The following is a 21124-nucleotide window of genomic DNA, read 5'->3' on the forward strand; positions in this document are numbered from 1 at the left end:
GAAAGCAAAAAAGCAAGCCGCCAAAAGCCACGAGCCAGAAGCAAAAATGCCCATTGCTGGAAGCGTATCAACATTATGATAAACATTGTTCTGTTCGGCCCTCCAGGAAGTGGAAAAGGAACACAAGCTCAGAATCTAATCGAGAAATTCAATTTAAAACAGGTTTCAACAGGTGATCTTTTCAGATACAATATGAAAAACGACACTGAACTTGGAAAACTGGCTAAGTCATACATCGATAAGGGAGAATTGGTTCCGGATCAGGTAACAACAGATATGCTGATCGACGAGATCAAAAAACCTACTGATACCAATGGTTTTATTTTTGACGGATATCCAAGAACAACTGCTCAGACAGAAGCTTTGGAAACAATCGTTAAAGAAGTATTGAATGACGATATTGACATCTGTCTTTCATTGGTAGTAGAGGACAAAATTTTGGTTGAAAGACTTCTGAAAAGAGGAGAAACCAGCGGAAGATCAGACGACAGCAATGTAGAGATCATCGAAAACAGAATTAAAGAATATTATACCAAAACAGCAGAAGTTGCCGAGCTTTATAAGCAGCAGGGTAAATATGTAGAGGTAAACGGTGTTGGAGAAATTGATGAGATTTCCCAAAAACTTTTCGCTGAGGTAGAGAAAATTAAATAATCGGGATACGGGTGCGGGATACGAAATTTCGTCCCGTAGCCTGCAACTCGCAACACAAACTATATGTCTAACTTTGTAGATTACGTAAAAATCCATTGTAAAAGCGGACACGGAGGTGCTGGTTCTGCCCACCTTCGCCGTGAAAAGTATATTCCTAAAGGAGGTCCTGACGGAGGTGACGGAGGTCGTGGCGGACACGTCATTATGAGAGGAAATGCTAATGAATGGACTTTACTTCCCCTTCGATATACCCGTCACATAAAAGCAGAACGAGGTGAAAACGGAGCAAAAAACCAGCTGACCGGAGCTGACGGTTCTGATATTTATATCGATGTTCCTATTGGGACTATCGCTAAAAATGAAGATGGTGAAATTATCGGAGAAATCCTTGAAGACAAGCAGGAAATCATTTTGATGCAGGGTGGAAAAGGTGGAAAAGGAAACGAACATTTCAAATCCTCTACCAACCAGACGCCAAGATATGCTCAACCCGGAATGGATGGTGAAGAAGGCTATGTGGTCTTCGAACTTAAAATTTTGGCGGATGTAGGACTTGTTGGATTTCCGAATGCTGGAAAATCTACACTTTTAGCTTCTGTTTCTGCAGCAAAACCAAAAATTGCCAATTACGCTTTTACCACTTTGACTCCTAACCTTGGAATTGTAGATTACAGGAATTACAAATCTTTTGTAATGGCTGATATTCCGGGAATTATTGAAGGAGCCGCAGAAGGAAAAGGCTTAGGACACAGATTCCTGAGACATATTGAAAGAAACTCTATTCTTTTATTTTTAATTCCGGCTGATTCTGAAAATCATTTCCAGGAATTTAAAATTCTTGAGAATGAATTAAAAGAATACAATCCCGAACTTCTGGATAAAGATTTCATTATTTCCGTTTCAAAATCTGATCTTTTGGATGATGAACTGAAAAAGGAAATTTCAGCAGAATTTCCGGAAAACAAACAACCATTGTTCTTCTCAGGTGTTACCGGAGAAGGCCTTATGGAACTGAAAGACGCAATCTGGAAACAATTGCACGGATAGAAACACATTGATTCATCAGTTTTATTTTGAAAATAGAACTGCATCATAAAAACAGCTTCAGAGAAAATCTGAGGCTTTTTTTATAAAAATAACCCTATTTTTCTAGATAATATTTAAACCATTAAGAAGAATTGAAGAAGTAAAGAGAACCAGGAATGGACTAAAGTAAAGTAGCTTGTAATTAGCTTTTAATTTAAATAAGTTTTTAAAATAAAAGATGGCTGCTCCTATCCGGGTGGTCATTTTTTATAATAAATAAGCATTAAAAAGAGGAATCAAATTCTTAATTTTTTTTAGACTACCTTTGCAGAATGTAATTCTTTCAGACTGAAGGAATTTTTATTTAAATTTTAAAATAATTCATTTGAATTTTACAGACTTAAACTTAATAGAACCTATTGCAAAAGCAATCCAGGAGCAGGGATACACGACTCCTACTCCCATTCAGGAAAGATCTATTCCTGATATCTTAGAAGGCAGAGATTTTTTAGGTTGTGCGCAGACAGGAACAGGAAAGACCGCTGCTTTTTCCATCCCTATTCTACAGAATTTATCCAAAAATAAAATTCCCAATAAACATATAAAAGCATTAATCCTTACTCCAACCAGAGAACTGGCTATTCAGATTGAGGAAAACATTAATGCGTACGGTAAATATCTTCCATTAAAACAACTTGTTATTTTTGGAGGGGTAAAACAAGGAAACCAGGAGGCTGCTTTGAGAAAAGGCGTTGATATTCTGGTAGCAACACCGGGAAGACTTCTGGACTTTATTGCCCAGGGAATCATCAGCCTGAAAAACCTTGAGATTTTTGTTCTTGATGAGGCAGACAGAATGCTGGATATGGGCTTTGTACATGATGTAAAAAGAATCATTAAACTTTTACCTCAGAGAAGACAGACTTTATTCTTTTCAGCAACAATGCCCGGAGAAATTCAGAAGCTGGCTAATTCTATCCTAAATAATCCTGTGAAAGTGGAAGTAACACCTGTATCTTCTACCGCAGATACCATTAAACAATCTGTTTATTTTGTAGAAAAAGACAACAAACTGAATTTGCTTTCTCACATTCTTCAGAATGATATTGCAGATTCTGTTTTAGTTTTTGCAAGAACAAAGCACGGTGCTGATAAAATCGCCAGAAAACTTCAGAAAGACAGCATTTCTGCAGAAGCTATTCATGGTAATAAATCTCAGAATGCGAGACAAAATGCTTTGAATAACTTTAAATCCGGGAAAACAAGAGTTCTTGTAGCCACTGATATTGCGGCAAGAGGAATTGATATTGACGAATTGAAATTCGTGATCAATTTTGAGCTTTCCGATGTTTCTGAAACGTATGTACACAGAATCGGAAGAACAGGAAGAGCAGGAGCAGAAGGAACATCTATTTCTTTTGTAGACGGACTAGATCTTCTGAACCTGAAGAATACTGAAAAACTGATCGGAAAGAAAATTCCGGTAATCAAAGACCATCCGTTCCATACTGATGATCTTGTTGCCCAAAAAAGAGATTCTAACAACAAACCTGTAGCTGCAGGTGGTGGAAAACCCAAAACAGCAGGTAACGGCAATAATTCAAGGCCGAATAACAACAACCGTAAAAAACCTGCTGCAGGAGCTTCGACAGGATTTAAAAAACCTAAGAACAAAAATTTCACAAGAAAGAAATAAAAAACAAACCCCTTTTCAAAATTTGGAAAGGGGTTTTTATTTATCTTAAAATTAAAGTTTTAATAGAGTTTGGAAGCTGGGAGTTGGAAGAGGGAAGTTATTGAGGTTATAACAATAACTGCCAGAAATTATAAGACTAACAGTACCTCCTGCTTCTCACTTCCTACATCCATCCGCTTTACTTAAAAAAAGATTCTTTGCATTCTCTGTAGTAATGCGGTCTATTTCGGAGAAATCTTTTCCATAGATATTCACCAGCTTACCGGCAACCAGATCCAGATAAGAGCTTTCATTTCTTTTTCCTCTGTGGGGAACCGGAGCCAGATAAGGTGAATCTGTTTCCAGAACAATTTTGTCCAAAGGAATTTCGTTCAGGAACTGATCTATTTTCCCATTTTTAAAGGTTACTACTCCACCGATTCCTAAAATGAAATTAAGATCAATAGCATGCTGTGCCTGTTCCAGATTTCCTGAAAAACAATGGAAGATTCCTCTCAGTTTTGGATGTTTTTTTCTTTCTAACACCTCGAATGTTTCATCAAAGCTTTCTCTTGTATGAATCACGATGGGCAGATCTTTTTCTATCGCCCAGTCAATCTGCTGTTCAAAAGCTTTCATCTGAATATCCAGTGTCGTTTTATCCCAATACAAGTCAATTCCGATCTCTCCTATTGCTGGAAAGTGTCTTTGATCAAGATAATTTTTTACAATTTCAAGTTCTTTTTCCCACGATTCTGGTTTTACATAACAAGGATGTAATCCCATCATTGAAAAAATCTGTCCCGGGTACTCTGTTTCCAGCTGCAGCATTTTTTCATGAGATTCTGAGTCGATGGCAGGAAGATAGAATTCTGTAATCCCTTTATCTAAAGCTCTCTGAACAGTTTCTTTTCTGTCTTCATCAAATTCTTCTGCGTATAGATGTGTATGTGTATCAATCATTTTATTTAAAATTTCAATAGATCTTCGTAAGGGTTTTCAAGTCCCAGCAACATTCCGAAAGCGGGTTCTGTTTTTATTCCCTGTTTTTTAAGTTCTATTATCTTTTGTTTAAATTTTTCTCCTTTTTCCTGTAATATTTTGTATTCGGCAACCATATGAAGGTATGCATTCTGCTGTGTCGTAGGTTTATTCTGTCCGAAAATCTCGATGGGAAAACCTTCAAGCATAAAATTTAAGGTAATACATTTCTCCCCGTTTACAATAGGATATTCCACTTCTGCATCATGAGAAATAAGCTGACTAAATAGTAAATCATCCAGAAAGTCCTGCTTATATTTTAAATCTACTTCGAAAATAATATCCAGATCGCTTCCTTTGATGTCAATTTCTATAGGAACTGTTCCTGCTAAAATGGGAGAATAATCCTTCATTTTCTCCAAAACCTGGTATTTTGTAAGGATTTCGTAGGCTTTTTTCTGCCTATCATTTCCGTTTTGCAGATAATCTATTCTGGTAAAATCGATCATTTAAAATATTTTATGTTTTACCTTTTTACGCTGCATTTCAATTCTTTGATCCAGCTTTTCTCTGAATTCTATAAATTTCGGATCTTTCTTATCACTCGTTTTATGTTCCAGAGCTCTGATAATTTTAAAATTTTCTTTGATAAAATCCTGAGTTTCTTCTGAAAAATAAGATTTTCCGAATTTTTCAAAAATATAATTGACCGCCTGCGTACTGGGATGAATCATATCTTCTTTGTAAAAACGATAATCCCGAAGATCATCCATCAATATCTCATAGACAGGCAGATAATGACAGTCTTCAAACATGGAAATAGATTCATGAATCGCTGTGATCAGTTTGGATTTGCTTAACTGATTTTCTACCATTCCGTCTTTTGTATGTCTTACAGGTGAAACGGTAAACAGGATTTGTATTCCTTCTTTACAAATATCTTTAAGGTCAAGAATCGTCTGGTAAATTGAACTGGTAAGCTCCTGATGGGAAAGCAGTCTTTTTTCAAAAAACTTTTGCGGAATTTTGTGACAGTTGGCTACCAGTTTTTTCTTGGGAAGAAATTCATAGATAAATGAAGATCCGTAGGTGATAATGATCCAATCAGCTTCCTGAAGAAAGGCATTTCCAGCTTCAATAGCTCCATTAATCTTATCTAAGGTCTGATGAATATAACGGGTATCAAAACTGGTGTGGTGATCCAAAGAAATATATTCTTCGTTATAAGTAATCAGTTCCTCTTCTTCATAAAATGCAGAATCATGCAATCTATTGACTGCATTATTGATAGAAAAAGGATTAAAAATAGTCCCAAAAGGATTATTGAGGGTCTGAAGTTGTCCGTCTTGCAATAAATCCGTCATCTCAGAAGCAAAACATGAACCTATTGAAAATATTCTATCTTCAATTTCAATCTTCTTTTCTGATGCGGGAATGTCAACTTCTGTTCTGAATTTCATTATATAAGGATTAGGTTGCAGGAAATAGGTTGCAGGTAAATTGCTACCTGCCACCTACCCTCTGCTACCTATATTAGCTTTCTCTTCTCAACAAATAATTGGCCAGTTCGATAAAAGGTTTTTTCTTTTCTTCCGGAACATCTATTTTCTGAAGATAGCTCTGTCCGATTTCATTATGTTTTTCAATCAGGCGTAATGCTTTTTCATCCACTTTTGTTCTTCTGAAAATCTTTTCTACTCCATATACTTTATCAACATTTTCAGTCTTTTTAGAATACCAGTAATCCAGTTCTTTTCTTTCTTCATCGGTAGCATGTTCTCTTGCTAACAGATACAGAACGGTTTTTTTGTTTTCGTAAATATCTCCGGCATGTTTTTTCCCAAACTGTGCCTGATCTCCGAATACATCAAGATAATCATCCATGATCTGAAATGCAATTCCGATATGTTTTCCGAAGTTGAAAATAGCTTTAGCATCTTTAAAATCAGCTCTTGCAATTAAAGCTCCGATTTCAAATGAAGAAGCACTTAAAACTCCGGTTTTATAAGTAATCATTCTGATATAATCATCAAAAGTAACGTCCTTTTGAGTTTCAAAATTGATATCATATTGCTGTCCTTCACAAAGCAGAAGTCCAGTATGGGTAAATATTCTGATACAGGCTTTGAAAATTTCAGGTTCAAGATCCTCAAAGAATTTATAGGCTTTCAGCATCAGTCCATCTCCAGAAAGAATTCCTACGTTAAGACCATGCAAAGTATGAATGGTAGGCTTGTTTCGTCTTAGTGGAGCTTCATCCATAATATCATCATGGATCAGCGTGAAGTTATGGAAAAACTCGATAGCCAATGCTGGTTTGATTGCCTGTTTCAGATCTCCTCCGAACATATCACATGCCATTAGCACCATAATGGGACGAAGACGTTTTCCACCATGGGAAATAATATAATTCATCGGATCATAGAGCTCCGAAGGTTTATCTTTAAAAGTATATTTAGTGATGGCATCTGCAACAATCTGCTGGTATCTGTCTAAAAATTCCATAAAATCTTATAATTTGAACAAAAATACGATTTTTCAAGGCTTTATAAAACAAAAAACTTTGTCCGTTTGGACAAAGTTTATATAAATATATGATTTGTTTTTTAGAAAAGGAAGGTTACCACAAGATAGGTAATTGCTGCTACTATTGCAGAGATTGGAATGGTTAGAACCCAAGCCCAAAGTAAGCTTACCGTAATCCCCCATCTTACTGCGGAAATTCTTTTCGTTAATCCTACCCCGATAATAGAACCTGTAATCGTGTGTGTAGTAGATACCGGAATACCAAAGTGGTCTGTGATGAATAACGTAATAGCTCCTGCAGTTTCTGCACTCACTCCTTCTAGTGAAGTTACTTTCGTAATCTTGGTACCCATTGTTTTGATGATCTTCCAACCACCACTCATTGTCCCTAAGGCAATAGCAATAAACGAAACCAAAGGAACCCAGATATAGTGCTGTGCAAAATAATCAAAACGTTCTGCTGAAGGAATATTCAGATATTGTGCATCCTGAAGCATATTAACGTGATAATAAATTACTGCTGCCCCAATGATCCCCATTACTTTCTGAGCATCATTCAAACCATGTCCCAAGCTGAATAGGGCTGATGAAGCCAGCTGTAATCTTTTGAAAGATTTATCTGCTTTGTGAGGGTTTGATTTTTTATAAAGGTGTACAATAATCAGTGTAATGATGATCGAGATAATCATCCCTATGATCGGTGCCATGAAAATGAACAGGAAAATAGGAATTACTTTATCAAACTTTACAACCCCCTGATGTGTTACCTGGCCGAAAGCTTCTTTAATGGTTTCCCACATCCCAAGCTCTGGCTGTGCAGCAGCTACATCATGATAATCCATCATGAAAGCATGCATAAGAGCAGCTCCTAAGAAACCTCCAATCAATGTATGTGACGATGATGAAGGGATCCCGAACCACCATGTCAAAAGGTTCCAGGCAATAGCAGCTATAAGGCCGGAAAATATAACTTCAAGCGTGATAAAATTCTCATTAACTGTTTTGGCAATTGTATTACCAATTTTGAATTCTCCAATAATGTAAGCAGCAATAAAGAAAGCCGCAAAGTTCCAAAGCGCCGCCCAAAGTACAGCCTGGAATGGAGTTAAAACTTTTGTAGAAACTATAGTTGCAATTGAGTTGGCTGCATCATGGAAACCATTGATATAATCGAAGATCAGGGCCAACGCAATAATAACTACAAGTAAAATCGGAAATTCCATTTTTTGCTATGTATTAGGCGTATTTAATCATGATGTTCTCAATTGTATTGGCAACGTCTTCTGCTTTGTCCGTTACAATTTCAAGGTAGTTCAATACAGATGAAACTTTAATAATGTTGATCGCATCATTGGTTTCAAATAATTCTACCATTGAGTTGGAAAGCAAATCGTCAGCAATGTTCTCAATAGAGTTCACCTTAATACAAGCTTCTTTCACCTGTTCCATATTTTTGAACCCTTTAAGGTTTTTCATCGCATTCTGAATTTCAAGACATGCTTTGTGGATCAATAAAGAGAAGTCTGAATAAGCCTTCATCTCTGGTGATTTGTACAGGAAAATATATTTTGTGGAAGCGTAGATATAATCAGCGATATCATCCAGTCCTGTTGCCAATGTGTGGATATCCTCACGGTCAAAAGGTGTAATGAAGTTTTTCCCTAATTCTACGAAAATTTCGTGAGTAAGTTCATCGTTCTTGTGTTCGAAGTCGCTCATTTTCTTCAACATTGAATCGTCATTAAGATCGAAATCTTTGATTCCTGTGTTGAATTCTTCTGACATTGCAACTAGATTTTCAGTTACTTTTTCGAAAAGTACGAAGAAGATTTTATCCTTTGGTTGAAAAGCGTGGAAAATATTACCAATTCCCATTTTTTAGTATTTATAATTCGTGTGCAAATTTCTTAAAAAAGGATCGCACGTGAAACTATATGACATTAAGTTTTGTTAACATTCGCTTAACTACTGATTATCAAATAAAAAAACCGGCTTTAAGGCCGGTTTTGTATAGTAATTTATGAGAATTAGTTTGCTACTTCAGCTCTCATATCTTTTCCTTTGAATTTCATCGATTGAATATTGCTCAAGACATTGTCTTTAAACGATTTTTCAACTTCGAAGAAAGAGAATTTCTCAAGGATTTCGATGTCACCAATTTCAGCTCTTTTTTTGGTTTTTCCACCAGCAGTAGCTTTATTGATAATATCTAAAACATCAAGCTTCTTCAATTGGTCTTTTTTCCCAAGATTGAAGAAGAATCTTACCATGTTTTCGTCTTTTCTTCTTGGTTTTCCACCACGATCTCTGTCTCTTCCACGATCTCCTCTATCTCTGTCACGACCTCTGTCTCTATCTCTATCACGTCCACGGTCTCTTCTTGAGTAGTCATCGTCTCTGCTGCTTAACTTCTGCTCTGCAAGGTCATGCTTATCTTTGTAATATAAAGCAAGATCTTTCAGCTGGAACTGTAGCAACTGGTGCACCAATTCTTCTTTTGTAAAGTTGCTTAGATCCGGGATCAGGCTATCATCAAATTCGAAAAGATCCTCGTGCTCCGTCAATAATTTTTCGAATACACCTCCTACCTGAGCTTTGATAATATCATCACCTGTAGGAATAAATCTTTCGTTAATTTCAATTTTCGTTGCAGATTTGATCTGCTTTAGTTTTCTGCTTTCTTCAGGCTTTATTAAAGCCATAGAAATACCGTCTTTCCCAGCTCTACCTGTTCTTCCGCTTCTGTGAACGAATACTTCAGGATCATCTGGTAAAGAGAAGTGAATAACGTGAGTCAGAGAGTTTACATCCAATCCTCTTGCTGCAACGTCTGTCGCTACAAGAATATCAATGTTTTTCAGTCTGAATTTCTTCATTACCGTATCTCTCTGCGCCTGAGAAAGATCACCATGAAGAGCATCAGCTGCATACCCGTTCTGCATTAAGAAATCAGCTACTTCCTGAGTTTCCATTCTCGTTCTGCAGAAGATGATGGAATACTGGTTAGGGTTAGCATCAATTAATCTTTTTAATGCTTCTTTTTTCTGACGGTATCCTACTACATAGTATTCGTGAGTAATGTTCTTCTTCACTTCGTTGATAGAACCTACTGAAATACGGTGTGGTTTTGTAAGATAATTTTTGGAAATTCTTTCCACTTCTTTATTCATCGTTGCAGAGAATAAGAAAGTTTGTTTTGTTTCCGGAGTTTCGCTTAGAATGGTTTCCAATTCATCTTTGAATCCCATAGAAAGCATTTCATCAGCCTCGTCTAATACTAACCAATGAATAGCAGAAAAATCTAATGCTTTTCTGTTGATAAGATCAATTACTCTACCTGGAGTTCCCACAATAATCTGTGGCTTATCCTTCAAAGATCTCATCTGCTCTACGATACTACTTCCACCATAAACCGCAGTAGTTTTGATGTCTTTCATATACTTAGAGTAATTCTTTATGTCCTTCGAAATCTGAAGACATAATTCCCGTGTCGGACAAAGCACCAATAATTGGATTTTGCGACTCGTATCGTCAATCATATCCAAAATCGGAAGCGAAAACGCTGCTGTTTTGCCTGTCCCTGTCTGCGCAAGTGCGATCAAGTCGCGAATATCTGAAAGAATAAAAGGGATAGTCTGTTTTTGGATTTCTGTTGGGCTTTCGTAACCCAGTTCGCCAATTGCCTTAAGGATATCAGGACTTAAATTGGTTTCCGTAAATAAATTCATTAACTATTTTAAAATTTTTGCAAAGATACAACAAATATTTGATTTGTTTTTGAATAAATTTTTAAATATCCAAACTTAAATTCACAATCCTTTAATATATTTTTAATTTTTGGAAAATTAAATCCAAAAAACAAGCTTTAGGTTAAATAGTTGTTAAACATTATTTTTTTTATTAAATTGGATTGATTTTTTCTGTGATATTTATGAATTTTCAAAAATAAAGCCATGAAAAGCAAATTTTTCTTTTTGATATTCTCATGCATAGTAATTAAAATATTTGCCCAAACATCCCATTATCCGTCCGCCTGGACTCTGGAAAATTGCATCGAATATGCAAAGGAAAATAATATTTCTATTAATTCTCTGCGGCTTTCAAAAAATTCTGCCCAACAGGATCTTCTTCAGGCAAAAGATGCAAAATACCCCAACATAAGCGGAACTGTTTCCCAGGGACTTTTTGCACTTAATGGAAGTGACGGCCTTCATATGACTGGCGCCCAATCTCAAAGTATAGGAGCTAGTTCCTCTATAACGCTTTATCATGCCAACTACATTAAAAATAATGAAGTTTCAAAAAACCTTCTGGTTCAGATGGCCGATCTGTCTGTACAAGAATCTGAAAACAATATCACCTTGAATATCACTCAGGCCTATCTCAATATCCTGATGAACCAGGAAAATATCATTTCTCTTGAAAATGTTCTGAAAACGACACAGACTCAATTAAAACAAGGTGATCAGCTATATAAGGCCGGAAGCCTTTCAAAATTAAATTATCTCCAGATTCAGTCGCAGGTTGCCCAGGATCAGTACAACCTTATAGCCGCTCAAAACAACCTACGGACCAATACGGTAAATTTAAAACAAATCCTTCAGCTTCCTACTGGTTACGATTTTCAAATTGTAAAACCTGACAGCATTATTGTAGATGACCAGCTGAAACCTTTACAGGATGTTCAAAATCTGGCACAAAATCAACGTCCGGAAATAAAATACAGTGAACTGAATGTAGAAAACTCAAACACCAATCTTAAAATGGCTAAAGCATCGATCCAGCCTACTTTAAGTCTGGTGGGAAATATTTCCACCAATTATGCCAACGGAAACGGAAATTATTTTAATCAGCTGGGAAACAATTTTTACATGCCCATCGGATTGAGTCTTGGAATTCCGATTTATAACAACAGAATCTATAAAACACAGATTGAAAAGTCAAAAATCAATATTGAACAGGCCAATCTCGATTTACAAAATACCAAAACAATTCTGAATCAACAGGTAGAACAGTCTTACATCAACCTTCAGAATGCGTTATCGCAATATGATTCTGCTTCCCAGCAAATGAATATCAGTAAGCAGAGTTATGACATTGTGAATGCCCAGATGAAAATCGGAAGCATTGATTATGTACAGCTTCAACAACAACGATTGCTTTATATACAGTCTGTACAAAATTATCTTCAGGCAAAATACACAGCAGTTCTCAATAAACAGATCTACGAATTTTACGCAGGTAACCCTATAAATCTAAAGTAAGCTATGAAAAAAAAGAATAAAAAATGGTTGTACTGGGTTGTAGGCGGCATCATTGCAATAGGTGCAGTCTGGTTTTTCTTCATCAGAGAAAAAGAAATAAAAATACAACTGGAGACCGTGAAGCCTGAAATGGGAGAAATTTCAAATTCCATTACGGCTACCGGAACTATTCAGCCTGTAGATACGGTTGCAGTGGGTACCCAGGTATCAGGAATCATTAAAAATATTTATGTGGATTTCAATTCTACCGTAAAAAAAGGTCAATTGCTGGCTACTCTAGATCCGGATCTGCTTCAGTACCAGTCACAGCAGATTAAAGCTAACCTGCAGAATGCGAAAAGTAATCTTGCTTACAACGAAATCAATATCAACAGACAGTCCCAATTGTACAAAGTGGGGGCTATCAGCAAAGCAGATTATGACATTGCCACCAATCAATACAATGCAGCAAAAGCGCAGGTAGGATCGGTTACAGCTCAGCTTTCCACAGCCAACAAAAACCTATCCCTTACCAATATTTATTCTCCAATTGATGGAACGGTACTCAACAGAAATGTAAGTGAAGGACAAACAGTGGCTTCAAGCTTCAGTACTCCTACCCTTTTCAGTATTGCCAAAGATCTTACCAAAATGCGGGTTCGCGCCTCTGTGGATGAAGCCGATATCGGAAATGTAAAAGTAGGTCAGAAAGCCACTTTTACCGTGGATGCTTTTCCGGATGAGACTTTTGATGGTGAGGTTTCAGAGGTTCGTCTTCATCCTACCGTTTCATCGAATGTGGTGAATTATACCACCATCATCAATGCGGATAATTCCAGCTTAAAACTGAAGCCGGGAATGACGGCCAATATCACAATCTATACTCAGGTTTTAAATAACATCATGAAAATTCCGGTAGCGGCTACGAGTTTCAGACCTGACAGTCTGGTGATTAAAAAATATAAAGTCAATTCTCCATTTGCCAATGGTAAAAAACATGAAAAAGGAGAATGGAAAAAACAAAATAAAGGGACTGAAAACAAAAACGAAGCAGCTGTCTGGGTGATTGCGAAAGACAGTACCATTTCCCGCAAAAAAATAAAAACAGGAATGGATAATGATACCGAAATACAGGTTATTTCAGGATTAAATAAAAACGACAACATCATTACCGGCTATAAAGTTTTGTCGAAAAAATCATCCGGCGGACAAGCTAAAAGTCCATTCATGCCTCAAAGAAGAGGTAGTGGAAACAACAGAAACAGCGGTGGCGGCGGTGGACCAAGATAAAAGCAATTTGAATGTTAATCTTATCTCCAATCAACAAAAAACCAGCAACCAGCAACCAGCAACCCTAAAACAAAAAGTCATGGCAGAAAAAATTCTGGAGATTACAGATCTGAAAAGAGAGTTCAGAATGGGCGAAGAAGTTGTCCATGCCCTGAAAGGGGTAACATTTACGGTGGAGAGGGGTGAATTTGTGACCATCATGGGAAGCAGCGGCTCCGGAAAATCTACGTTACTGAATATTATCGGCTGTCTGGATAAGCCATCTGGCGGAGATTATATTCTGGATGGAGTTAACATCAAAAACCTTGATCGTGACGAGCTTGCTGTTCTCAGGAATCAAAAAATAGGCTTTGTGTTTCAGTCTTATAATCTCCTTCCCAGAACTACTGCAAAAGAGAATGTGGAACTTCCTCTTCTTTATAACTCAAAAATATCTACAGAAGAACGTCACAAAAGAGCCATACAGGCTTTGACAGCAGTAAAACTAGAAAGCAGGATTGATCATCTTCCCAACCAGATGTCTGGAGGACAGCAACAGAGAGTCGCTATTGCCAGAGCTTTAGTAAATGAACCTGTAATGATTCTTGCAGACGAGGCTACAGGAAACCTGGATACCAGAACATCCTACGAGATTATGGCTTTAATGCAAGACTTAAATAAACAAGGACGAACCATTGTTTTTGTAACTCATGAGCCAGACATAGCTACTTTCAGCAGCAGAACAGTAACCCTCCGGGATGGAAAAGTCATTAAAGATGTTAAAAATGAAAATATAAAATCAGCCAAAGAAGCCCTGGAAAGTCTTCCGGTAAATAATGATTATAACTAGCTTTAAAAACTAAAATCTATTGCAATGAACCTTTCAAACCTCTTCAGAATTGCATGGAAAGCCCTTTTACGAAATAAACTTCGTGCATTTTTAACCATGCTCGGTATTATTATTGGTGTCGCTTCAGTGATTACCATGACCGCCATTGGAGAAGGTTCAAAGAAAAGCATCAGCGATCAGCTTTCTTCCATGGGCTCTAATATGATTACCATACGTCCTTCCAGCAATGTGAATGTTTCCGGAGGGGCGAGAATCGGGGCTTCAGGATTACAAACGCTGAGACCTCAGGATGCAGATGCTATTTCAAAGGGAGCACCTGATGTTTCTTATGTCTCCCCTGCCGTACAAACCAATGGACAGTCTATCAACGGACCTAATAACTGGCCTACTCAACTACAGGGTGTGAATGAGGAATATTTTAATATCAGAGACTGGAGCATTGCAGAGGGCAATCTTTTCACCAAAAAGGATGTCACTTCGTCCAATAAAGTATGTCTTTTAGGTCAAACGGTTTATACAAACCTATTTCCAAATGGTGAAGATGCTGTAGGAAGTATTATCAGGTTCAATAAAGTTCCTATGAAAGTTATCGGAATTCTGGCTCCAAAAGGCTCCAATGCGTTCGGACAGGATCAGGATGATGTAGTTATTGCTCCTTTCAACACTGTTCAGAGAAGATTTTTAGGGATTACTTATGTTCAGACCATTTATGCCGCTTCTTCGAATGAAAATACTTCACAGCAGGCTACTGATCAGGTTTCGGAAATTTTGAGAAAACAGCACAAACTACCTGTTGACGGCAGCAATGATGATTTCAGCGTGAGAACTCAGGCAGAACTTATCTCTACCATGAGCTCTACCAGTCAACTTTTAACCGTGCTTTTGTCTGCCATTGCCGGAATTTCTCTTATCGTAGGAGGAATTGGAATCATGAACATCATGTACGTATCCGTGACAGAAAGAACCAAAGAAATCGGGCTGAGAATGTCTATAGGTGCCAGAGGAAAAGATATTCTTTACCATTTTCTGATTGAAGCAGTGCTGATCAGTATCACCGGAGGAATTCTTGGGGTACTTTTGGGGGTTCTGTCTTCGGAACTCGTTACTTTTTTCCTTTCATGGCCTACGTTTATTACGGAATCTTCGATTATCGTCTCCTTCATTGTCTGTGCTGTCACCGGAGTATTTTTCGGATATTATCCTGCATTGAAAGCTTCAAAGCTTGACCCTATTGAGGCATTGAGATATGAATAGTTTTTGTACATTTGAGTTGTGGGATTCGGGGTTCGAGGTTTCTGGTTGCGGGATGCAAGGTCTTGGAATTCGGGATTGAGAAACCGTTTTGAATTTCACCTAATAACGTAGTTGTTTAGATTTATGAAAAAGTTAAATATTTAAAACCATTAAGAAGGATTTAAGAAATAAAGTATAGTTAAGATGAATCATTCTGATTTTTAAGTTTAAAGCGAAGCTTATCTTAATACTCTTAACCCCTTAATATAATCTTACTATTTCAAAAATAAAAGTTTAAACAAGTTCAACAATAAAAAAACACTTAACACAATATGTCTGCAAGTATTTCTTCCAAAACATTTGATTTTTTAAAAAAATTAAATAAAAATAATAACCGAGAATGGTTTAATGAAAATAAAGACCTTTACACAGAATCTCAGCAAAATGTAGTTTCATTTCTGGATGAACTGATTAAAGAGATGTCCGGTTTTGATGAAGAACTTGCTAAAATTGACAGTAAAAAAGCATTATTCAGAATATACAGAGACACCCGTTTTTCAAAAGACAAATCTCCTTATAAAACCAATTTCGGAGCTTCTTTAGGAATGGGCAAAGGGAATCAGAAAGGGGGTTATTATCTTCATATGGAACCGGGAAAATCCTTTCTAGCCGGAGGAATCTATATGCCTGAATCTTCTGTCCTGAAAGAAGTGCGTAAAGAAATCTCCTTGTATGGAAATGATTTTCTTACAATTCTCAATAATAAAGATTTCAAAAAACATTTTCCCGAGCTTGATCAGGATGACAAACTGAAAAAAATCCCTCAGGGTTTTGAAAAAGAAGATCCTATGGGAGAATATCTGAAACTGAAGAACTTCATTGTGGTATATTCTCTGAAAGACGAAGAAGTACTGGATAAAAATGCCGTGAAAAATATGACCAAAGTTTTCAAGCTGATGAAACCTTTCAATGATTTCCTGAATACCCCTTTTCTTTAATCCTTTATTTTTGCAGAGCCTGCTGATTTTTAACCACAGATGAGCGGAGTTATTTGGGCTGAATTATAATTTATTGACTTTTTAACAGAGGGGACTTGTGGTATACAGGTGTCTCTGTGACAAATTCAAAATAGAGTCATATTCAGTGGATTACAAAAACGAATTTTAAAGATTCATCCTGAAAATCAAGCCATTATAATTAACATTTTTTAAGAAAAGTTTTACATTTTTCCTTATCTTTGCTGTTCGCCAAAAAGCTTACGATGTCTTTATACCAAAAAATTGCAGAGAAACTACAATACATAACCCCGAATTTCTACAAAAAAAGATATTTTAAAACTTTAAATAATCTTAATAAAAACAATTTTTCGGAACGTAATGTAGAACCGGAGCTGGTATGGATCAAAGAATACCTTCCGAAAAATGCTGTAATACTAGACATTGGCGCGAATGTAGGAACTTTCCTGTACCAGCTGGAAAATACATTGGATCATGAACACATTTATGGTTTTGAACCTAATAAAAAGCTATACAGAAGATTAAAGAGATTATTTCCTGCGATGCGTATCTTTCCTCTGGCACTTTCTGACGAAAACAGAATTGCTGAGTTCAAAGTACCGATAATTAACGGAAAAACGATTGCTTCCCGAGGTACTTTAAACACTTCTTACAAAGAGAAGGGAGAGGAGAAAAGCTACACAGAACAAGTGAAGGTTATTAAGCTTGATGAATGGGCTGCACTGGAACATTTCAGCAGACTCGATTTCATCAAAATAGACGTTGAAGGAAACGAAATAAAAACTCTTTCCGGAGCTAAAGAAACCATCAGACAATTCAAGCCGACTTTAATGGTCGAAATGGAACAAAGACACCACCAAACGCCAATATGGAACGAAATATCCGAAGTGATCAACTGGGGATATGACGCCAAATATCTGAACAGAAACAGCTTTACGCTGGAAAATCTTACAGAAGATATTATAACACAAAATACAAACGACGAAAAAAATAAAACTCAGTACATCAACAATATTATTTTTATACCTAAAAACATTTAAAACGACTTATGAGTGTAGTAGCGAGACAAGGCTTCAAATATTCCATGATCGGTTATATTGGTTTTTTGCTGGGCACCGTTTCCGCAATATTCATATTTCCGAATGATTTTGAATTTTACGGAAAGCTGCGCTACATTCTTCCAACAGCCGAAATGCTGGTTCCTTTTGTCGTTTTAGGTATTTCCTATTCGAATGTAAAGTTTTTTCACAGGGTAGAAAGAGATGGTAAAAAGCAGAATATGCTGTCTTTATCATTACTAACTGTTTTTATCAATTTTCTTATTTTCACAGTTGTATTTTTCATACTTCCCTATTTTTACCCAAAGTTCAGACATTCAGAAGCATGGAAGATCAAGGAAATGATTCTACCACTGATTTTAATTCTTTCTTTTTGTGCGATTTTCAATAAATACACATCCAATTATAAAAGAATTGTGGTTTCCAATATTTTCGATAACCTGTTTCCGAAAATAGCCAATCTGGGAGCTTTCTGTCTCTTTTTCTTTGCTTTATCTCAGAATATTACGGCTGGTACATCACAGAACATTGCATTTGCTTTCTTTTTTGGAATCTTTTTTTAATGCTTCTGGGCTATATTTATTATACGAACAAACTGGAAAAAATTCAGCTTGATTTTAATACCGATTATTTCAAGAAGAACAATTTCTGGAAAGAGTTTTTCAATTATAGTTTCTTTGGATTTCTGGGAACTTTCGGAAATTATCTGGCGATCAACAGCTTTATGATCGGTGAATTTATGGGAATGGAAGAGGTAGGAATCTACTCTGTTCTGTATGCCCTTATCTCATTGATTTCTATTCCACAGCTTGGATTATTTAATATTTCGGCTCCCATCATCAACAAAACGCTGGCAGACGGAGATATGGAAGAGCTGGACAGATTCCACAAGAAAACCTCTTTAACACTGTATTTCCTTGGAGCTGTTTTATTTTCCTGTATCATGGTAGGATTTCCTTATCTGACACAATTTATGCCTAAGAATGGAACCATGCTCAGAGAATATGAACCGGTAGTATGGATCTGGGGTTCCGCAGTATTAATAGATCTTGCCACAGGATTCAACGGGAATATTATTTCGCTTTCAAAATATTACAGGTTCAACATCCTGGTCATGCTGTTACTGGCGGGATTGACAATTGGGCTTAATTATTATTTCATTAAAAATACCGACCTGAAACTGATCGGAATTGCTTTATCTACAGCCATTTCCCTTACCATTTACAATGTTGTGAAAATTGTTTTCAATTATATTGTATTTAAAGTTTCTCCTTTGAGCATTGAAATGATTTTTGTCTCTATCATCTGTACTTTAGCGATTACAGTGGCTATTGTGCTTCCGAATTTCAACAGCAATCTGCTTAATCTTATTTACAAACCGGCAGTTGTTTTGATCCTGATCTATATCGGAAATTACTTCACCAAGATTTTCCCGGTTGAAGAATATCTGAACATGAAATTTATTAAGAGTGTATTTAAGATAAAATAAGTGCTTTTAAGACGGAAAAAGACAATAATCCTATTTTTTTATATCAAACCCATTAGAAATTGTTCCAGATTTTTCTGAACATATTTATTACTATATGTTTGATGAAAATCAAATGGGGTCTCTGAAATGGTTATTAACTGTTCAAAAACATTTTCTTTTCCAGGAATAATAAAATTCAGTTTTGAGGGATAATTCTCAGGAAAAACAGCCAGTTTTCCATACTTAATGGCATCACCAAGGTTTCCTGTCATTTTAGTCAGTCCATAAGTTTCTTTCATGCTGAAAAATTCTGTATCCTGCTGAATCGGACACCATAGAATATCTGCCTGCTGCATCCATTTATCGAATTCATCTGAGGAAACTCTCTCAGAAAAGTAGACAACTTCAATATTTTCAGGAAATTTTTCAGAAAGATTTTCAAGTTGTTTTAATTCATATCCGTTTGCTTTTCCAAGGAAAACAAATTTACAGGACCTATCAGTATTAAGTTTCTGAATGGTTTTGAAAATAGCGTTGTAATCTCTCCTTTTCTGCGAAACACCACCAGGAATGACCACTACAAGTTCTTCATTTTTTGTTTTGTTAAAATCTCTTGTATAAAACAGTGGCAAAAACTGATATCTCCCTGAAATCAATGCTTCATCCAATACAAAAAGAGATCTTGAAGTCTTATACACTTTGGTTTTGTAAAATAATCCTTCTTTCAGCCAGAGTTTTAGTCTGAAAACAAGGTCGCCTTTGAAAACACTTTTCATCAGATCAAGCTTCGAAGCTTTTATGAAATTAAGATTATGGCTAATAATTGCTGAATTATACTTTTTCGTTACCGCTAAAAATGTATTGAAATAACGATGTACAGTCCCAATTACAACCAGATCATATCCTTTCCCCTTTAATTGATCCAGAATCATAGAACTATCCGACAAAAACACAGCTTCATCACTATGATTGACCTGATCTTTGATTCTTTTTGAAAAATAATAGTCTACCGCAAAATCCCGAGAACCTTCCATAATATCCATGAAAGCCTGGGCAATTTCTGCGTGAGTATCTATTTCTATGTAAGCTATTTTTTTCACAGGTTAATGGGAGTTACATCTTAAGTTTTGGCTAAAGCCAATCGATTTTATTTCTTTGATTATAGATGGGCTAAAGCCCATCCCTATTGATAAATATTTAATTTACCTCTTACATTTTCAGCCATTTCTTTTTCAACATTCTCCAACGTTGATCATTAACAGCTTTTTGTTCTTCTTTGGTAATTTTAAGTTCTAATTTCTTTGATCTGCAGTTTTCATAAGATGCAATAATATCGAAGAAAAAACCGGCAGATTTGCTTTTCATCGCTTCTTTTGAAGAGGCAATATAAGCCAGAAATCTGTTCAGCCCTAGAAAATAAAAATATCTTCCGTAGTAGTCTGCAGGGCGAATAGTATAATCCGCTCCTTTTACTTTGATAAGTTTTACGTGAAGTTCAGGAAGAACAACTTCTTTCCAGCCCAGATTATCCAGTAATATGGAATCAATATTATCCCAGCCCAATGTTTCTCTTAAACCACCGATCTGAATAAAGCATTCTTTACGGTAAGCCTTCATAGGACCTCTTACGTGATGTTTATTTGAATTTCCTTCATACACCCAGTTTCCATCTTTTTCGATATACAGAAGCCCTCCTACCAATCCATATTCAGGATGAGCGGCAAAAGCAGTTTCAACTGTTGTCAAATAGTTTTCCGGAAGGATGATATCGGCATCAAATTTACAGATGATATCAAATTCATCCATAGATTGAGTCTGAAGTCCGTTTTTAAAAGCATAAACCACTTTAGATCCTGGCTGATGTTCGGATTTCCGAAGATTGACTGTTTCAAAACGGGAGTCAGTTTCAGTATATTTCCTGATTATCTCAGATGTTCTGTCTGTAGAACCATCATTCACCACCACTACCTTAAAATCTTTGCTGCTTTGCTGCTGTAAAGAATCAAGAGTAAATGGGAGGTTGTCTTCTTCGTTATGGGCAGGAATTATGATTAAAAACCTCACGAATTATAAGTGATTAAGATGAGTGATCAATGATAAGAGGCTCTTAGAACATCGATTACCA

The 21124-nt window shown here is 36.4% G+C and carries 18 protein-coding genes and 1 pseudogene; 10 read left to right on the forward strand and 9 right to left on the reverse strand.

Features of this window, described 5'->3' with window-relative positions; translation table 11 throughout:
* The first annotated feature begins 75 nt into the window (after positions 1–75).
* From BOQ62_RS21855 to BOQ62_RS21865, 3 genes are all read left to right on the forward strand, one after another.
* Positions 76–654, forward strand: coding sequence for an adenylate kinase (locus tag BOQ62_RS21855; protein WP_047374143.1), 579 nt, complete (start codon positions 76–78; stop codon positions 652–654).
* A 63-nt stretch (positions 655–717) separates the two neighbouring features.
* Entirely contained in the window at positions 718–1701 is a 984-nt protein-coding gene (gene obgE, locus BOQ62_RS21860) for a GTPase ObgE (RefSeq protein ID WP_129042426.1), read from the forward strand.
* 364 nt (positions 1702–2065) lie between these two features.
* Entirely contained in the window at positions 2066–3376 is a 1311-nt protein-coding gene (locus BOQ62_RS21865) for a DEAD/DEAH box helicase (protein ID WP_129042427.1), read from the forward strand.
* Positions 3377–3532: 156 nt separating this feature from the next.
* Here the strand turns inward: BOQ62_RS21865 and BOQ62_RS21870 are convergent, their stop codons facing one another.
* From BOQ62_RS21870 to BOQ62_RS21900, 7 genes are all read right to left on the reverse strand, one after another.
* A complete protein-coding gene (locus BOQ62_RS21870) occupies positions 3533–4318 on the reverse strand; it encodes a TatD family hydrolase (protein WP_129042428.1) in 786 nt (261 codons plus the stop codon).
* A gap of 5 nt (positions 4319–4323) precedes the next feature.
* Complete coding sequence (locus BOQ62_RS21875) at positions 4324–4845, reverse strand: DUF4269 domain-containing protein (RefSeq protein ID WP_129042429.1); 522 nt, start codon at positions 4843–4845, stop codon at positions 4324–4326.
* Positions 4846–5796, reverse strand: coding sequence for a GSCFA domain-containing protein (locus BOQ62_RS21880; protein ID WP_129042430.1), 951 nt, complete (start codon positions 5794–5796; stop codon positions 4846–4848).
* A 73-nt stretch (positions 5797–5869) separates the two neighbouring features.
* Positions 5870–6841, reverse strand: coding sequence for a polyprenyl synthetase family protein (locus tag BOQ62_RS21885; RefSeq protein ID WP_034697588.1), 972 nt, complete (start codon positions 6839–6841; stop codon positions 5870–5872).
* Between the two features lie 101 nt (positions 6842–6942).
* On the reverse strand, positions 6943–8085 hold the full coding sequence (locus BOQ62_RS21890; RefSeq protein ID WP_129042431.1) for an inorganic phosphate transporter: 1143 nt from the start codon (positions 8083–8085) through the stop codon (positions 6943–6945).
* 13 nt (positions 8086–8098) lie between these two features.
* Positions 8099–8737 (reverse strand): DUF47 domain-containing protein, encoded by a 639-nt coding sequence (locus tag BOQ62_RS21895; protein ID WP_027374906.1) that lies wholly within the window; start codon positions 8735–8737, stop codon positions 8099–8101.
* A 152-nt stretch (positions 8738–8889) separates the two neighbouring features.
* A complete protein-coding gene (locus BOQ62_RS21900; RefSeq protein WP_129042432.1) occupies positions 8890–10590 on the reverse strand; it encodes a DEAD/DEAH box helicase in 1701 nt (566 codons plus the stop codon).
* Between the two features lie 225 nt (positions 10591–10815).
* Here BOQ62_RS21900 and BOQ62_RS21905 point away from each other — a divergent pair, with 225 nt between their 5' ends.
* The 7 genes and pseudogenes from BOQ62_RS21905 (at position 10816) to BOQ62_RS21935 (ending at position 19020) form a co-directional block, all read left to right on the forward strand.
* Entirely contained in the window at positions 10816–12126 is a 1311-nt protein-coding gene (locus BOQ62_RS21905; protein WP_129042433.1) for a TolC family protein, read from the forward strand.
* Positions 12127–12129: 3 nt separating this feature from the next.
* A complete protein-coding gene (locus tag BOQ62_RS21910; protein ID WP_129042434.1) occupies positions 12130–13395 on the forward strand; it encodes an efflux RND transporter periplasmic adaptor subunit in 1266 nt (421 codons plus the stop codon).
* A gap of 79 nt (positions 13396–13474) precedes the next feature.
* The gene (locus BOQ62_RS21915; RefSeq protein ID WP_129042435.1) at positions 13475–14224 is read left to right on the forward strand and encodes an ABC transporter ATP-binding protein; all 750 of its coding nucleotides are present in this window, start codon (positions 13475–13477) and stop codon (positions 14222–14224) included.
* 24 nt (positions 14225–14248) lie between these two features.
* Positions 14249–15478, forward strand: a complete 1230-nt coding sequence (locus BOQ62_RS21920) for an ABC transporter permease (protein ID WP_129042436.1) — start codon at positions 14249–14251, stop codon at positions 15476–15478.
* Positions 15479–15789: 311 nt separating this feature from the next.
* Positions 15790–16455, forward strand: coding sequence for a DUF2461 domain-containing protein (locus tag BOQ62_RS21925; protein WP_129042437.1), 666 nt, complete (start codon positions 15790–15792; stop codon positions 16453–16455).
* A 263-nt stretch (positions 16456–16718) separates the two neighbouring features.
* The gene (locus BOQ62_RS21930) at positions 16719–17513 is read left to right on the forward strand and encodes an FkbM family methyltransferase (protein WP_129042438.1); all 795 of its coding nucleotides are present in this window, start codon (positions 16719–16721) and stop codon (positions 17511–17513) included.
* Between the two features lie 8 nt (positions 17514–17521).
* Positions 17522–19020, forward strand: a pseudogene (locus BOQ62_RS21935) (lipopolysaccharide biosynthesis protein).
* Positions 19021–19058: 38 nt separating this feature from the next.
* Here BOQ62_RS21935 and BOQ62_RS21940 read toward each other — a convergent pair.
* Both BOQ62_RS21940 and BOQ62_RS21945 read right to left on the reverse strand, forming a co-directional pair.
* Complete coding sequence (locus BOQ62_RS21940; protein WP_129042439.1) at positions 19059–20099, reverse strand: hypothetical protein; 1041 nt, start codon at positions 20097–20099, stop codon at positions 19059–19061.
* A gap of 109 nt (positions 20100–20208) precedes the next feature.
* Positions 20209–21063, reverse strand: coding sequence for a glycosyltransferase (locus BOQ62_RS21945; protein WP_129042440.1), 855 nt, complete (start codon positions 21061–21063; stop codon positions 20209–20211).
* Positions 21064–21124 lie beyond the last annotated feature (61 nt).

The sequence above is a fragment of the Chryseobacterium sp. CH21 genome (assembly GCF_004119445.1).
GTDB lineage: Bacteria > Bacteroidota > Bacteroidia > Flavobacteriales > Weeksellaceae > Chryseobacterium.

Bases quoted from the DNA above. Each gene is read 5' to 3' on its own strand.
- BOQ62_RS21855 (WP_047374143.1), top strand. From the start codon at position 76: ATGATAAACATTGTTCTGTTCGGCCCTCCAGGAAGTGGAAAAGGAACA.
- obgE (WP_129042426.1), top strand. From the start codon at position 718: ATGTCTAACTTTGTAGATTACGTAAAAATCCATTGTAAAAGCGGACAC.
- BOQ62_RS21870 (WP_129042428.1), bottom strand. From the start codon at position 4,318: ATGATTGATACACATACACATCTATACGCAGAAGAATTTGATGAAGAC.
- BOQ62_RS21875 (WP_129042429.1), bottom strand. From the start codon at position 4,845: ATGATCGATTTTACCAGAATAGATTATCTGCAAAACGGAAATGATAGG.
- BOQ62_RS21880 (WP_129042430.1), bottom strand. From the start codon at position 5,796: ATGAAATTCAGAACAGAAGTTGACATTCCCGCATCAGAAAAGAAGATT.
- BOQ62_RS21885 (WP_034697588.1), bottom strand. From the start codon at position 6,841: ATGGAATTTTTAGACAGATACCAGCAGATTGTTGCAGATGCCATCACT.
- BOQ62_RS21890 (WP_129042431.1), bottom strand. From the start codon at position 8,085: ATGGAATTTCCGATTTTACTTGTAGTTATTATTGCGTTGGCCCTGATC.
- BOQ62_RS21895 (WP_027374906.1), bottom strand. From the start codon at position 8,737: ATGGGAATTGGTAATATTTTCCACGCTTTTCAACCAAAGGATAAAATC.
- BOQ62_RS21900 (WP_129042432.1), bottom strand. From the start codon at position 10,590: ATGAATTTATTTACGGAAACCAATTTAAGTCCTGATATCCTTAAGGCA.
- BOQ62_RS21905 (WP_129042433.1), top strand. From the start codon at position 10,816: ATGAAAAGCAAATTTTTCTTTTTGATATTCTCATGCATAGTAATTAAA.
- BOQ62_RS21910 (WP_129042434.1), top strand. From the start codon at position 12,130: ATGAAAAAAAAGAATAAAAAATGGTTGTACTGGGTTGTAGGCGGCATC.
- BOQ62_RS21915 (WP_129042435.1), top strand. From the start codon at position 13,475: ATGGCAGAAAAAATTCTGGAGATTACAGATCTGAAAAGAGAGTTCAGA.
- BOQ62_RS21920 (WP_129042436.1), top strand. From the start codon at position 14,249: ATGAACCTTTCAAACCTCTTCAGAATTGCATGGAAAGCCCTTTTACGA.
- BOQ62_RS21925 (WP_129042437.1), top strand. From the start codon at position 15,790: ATGTCTGCAAGTATTTCTTCCAAAACATTTGATTTTTTAAAAAAATTA.
- BOQ62_RS21930 (WP_129042438.1), top strand. From the start codon at position 16,719: ATGTCTTTATACCAAAAAATTGCAGAGAAACTACAATACATAACCCCG.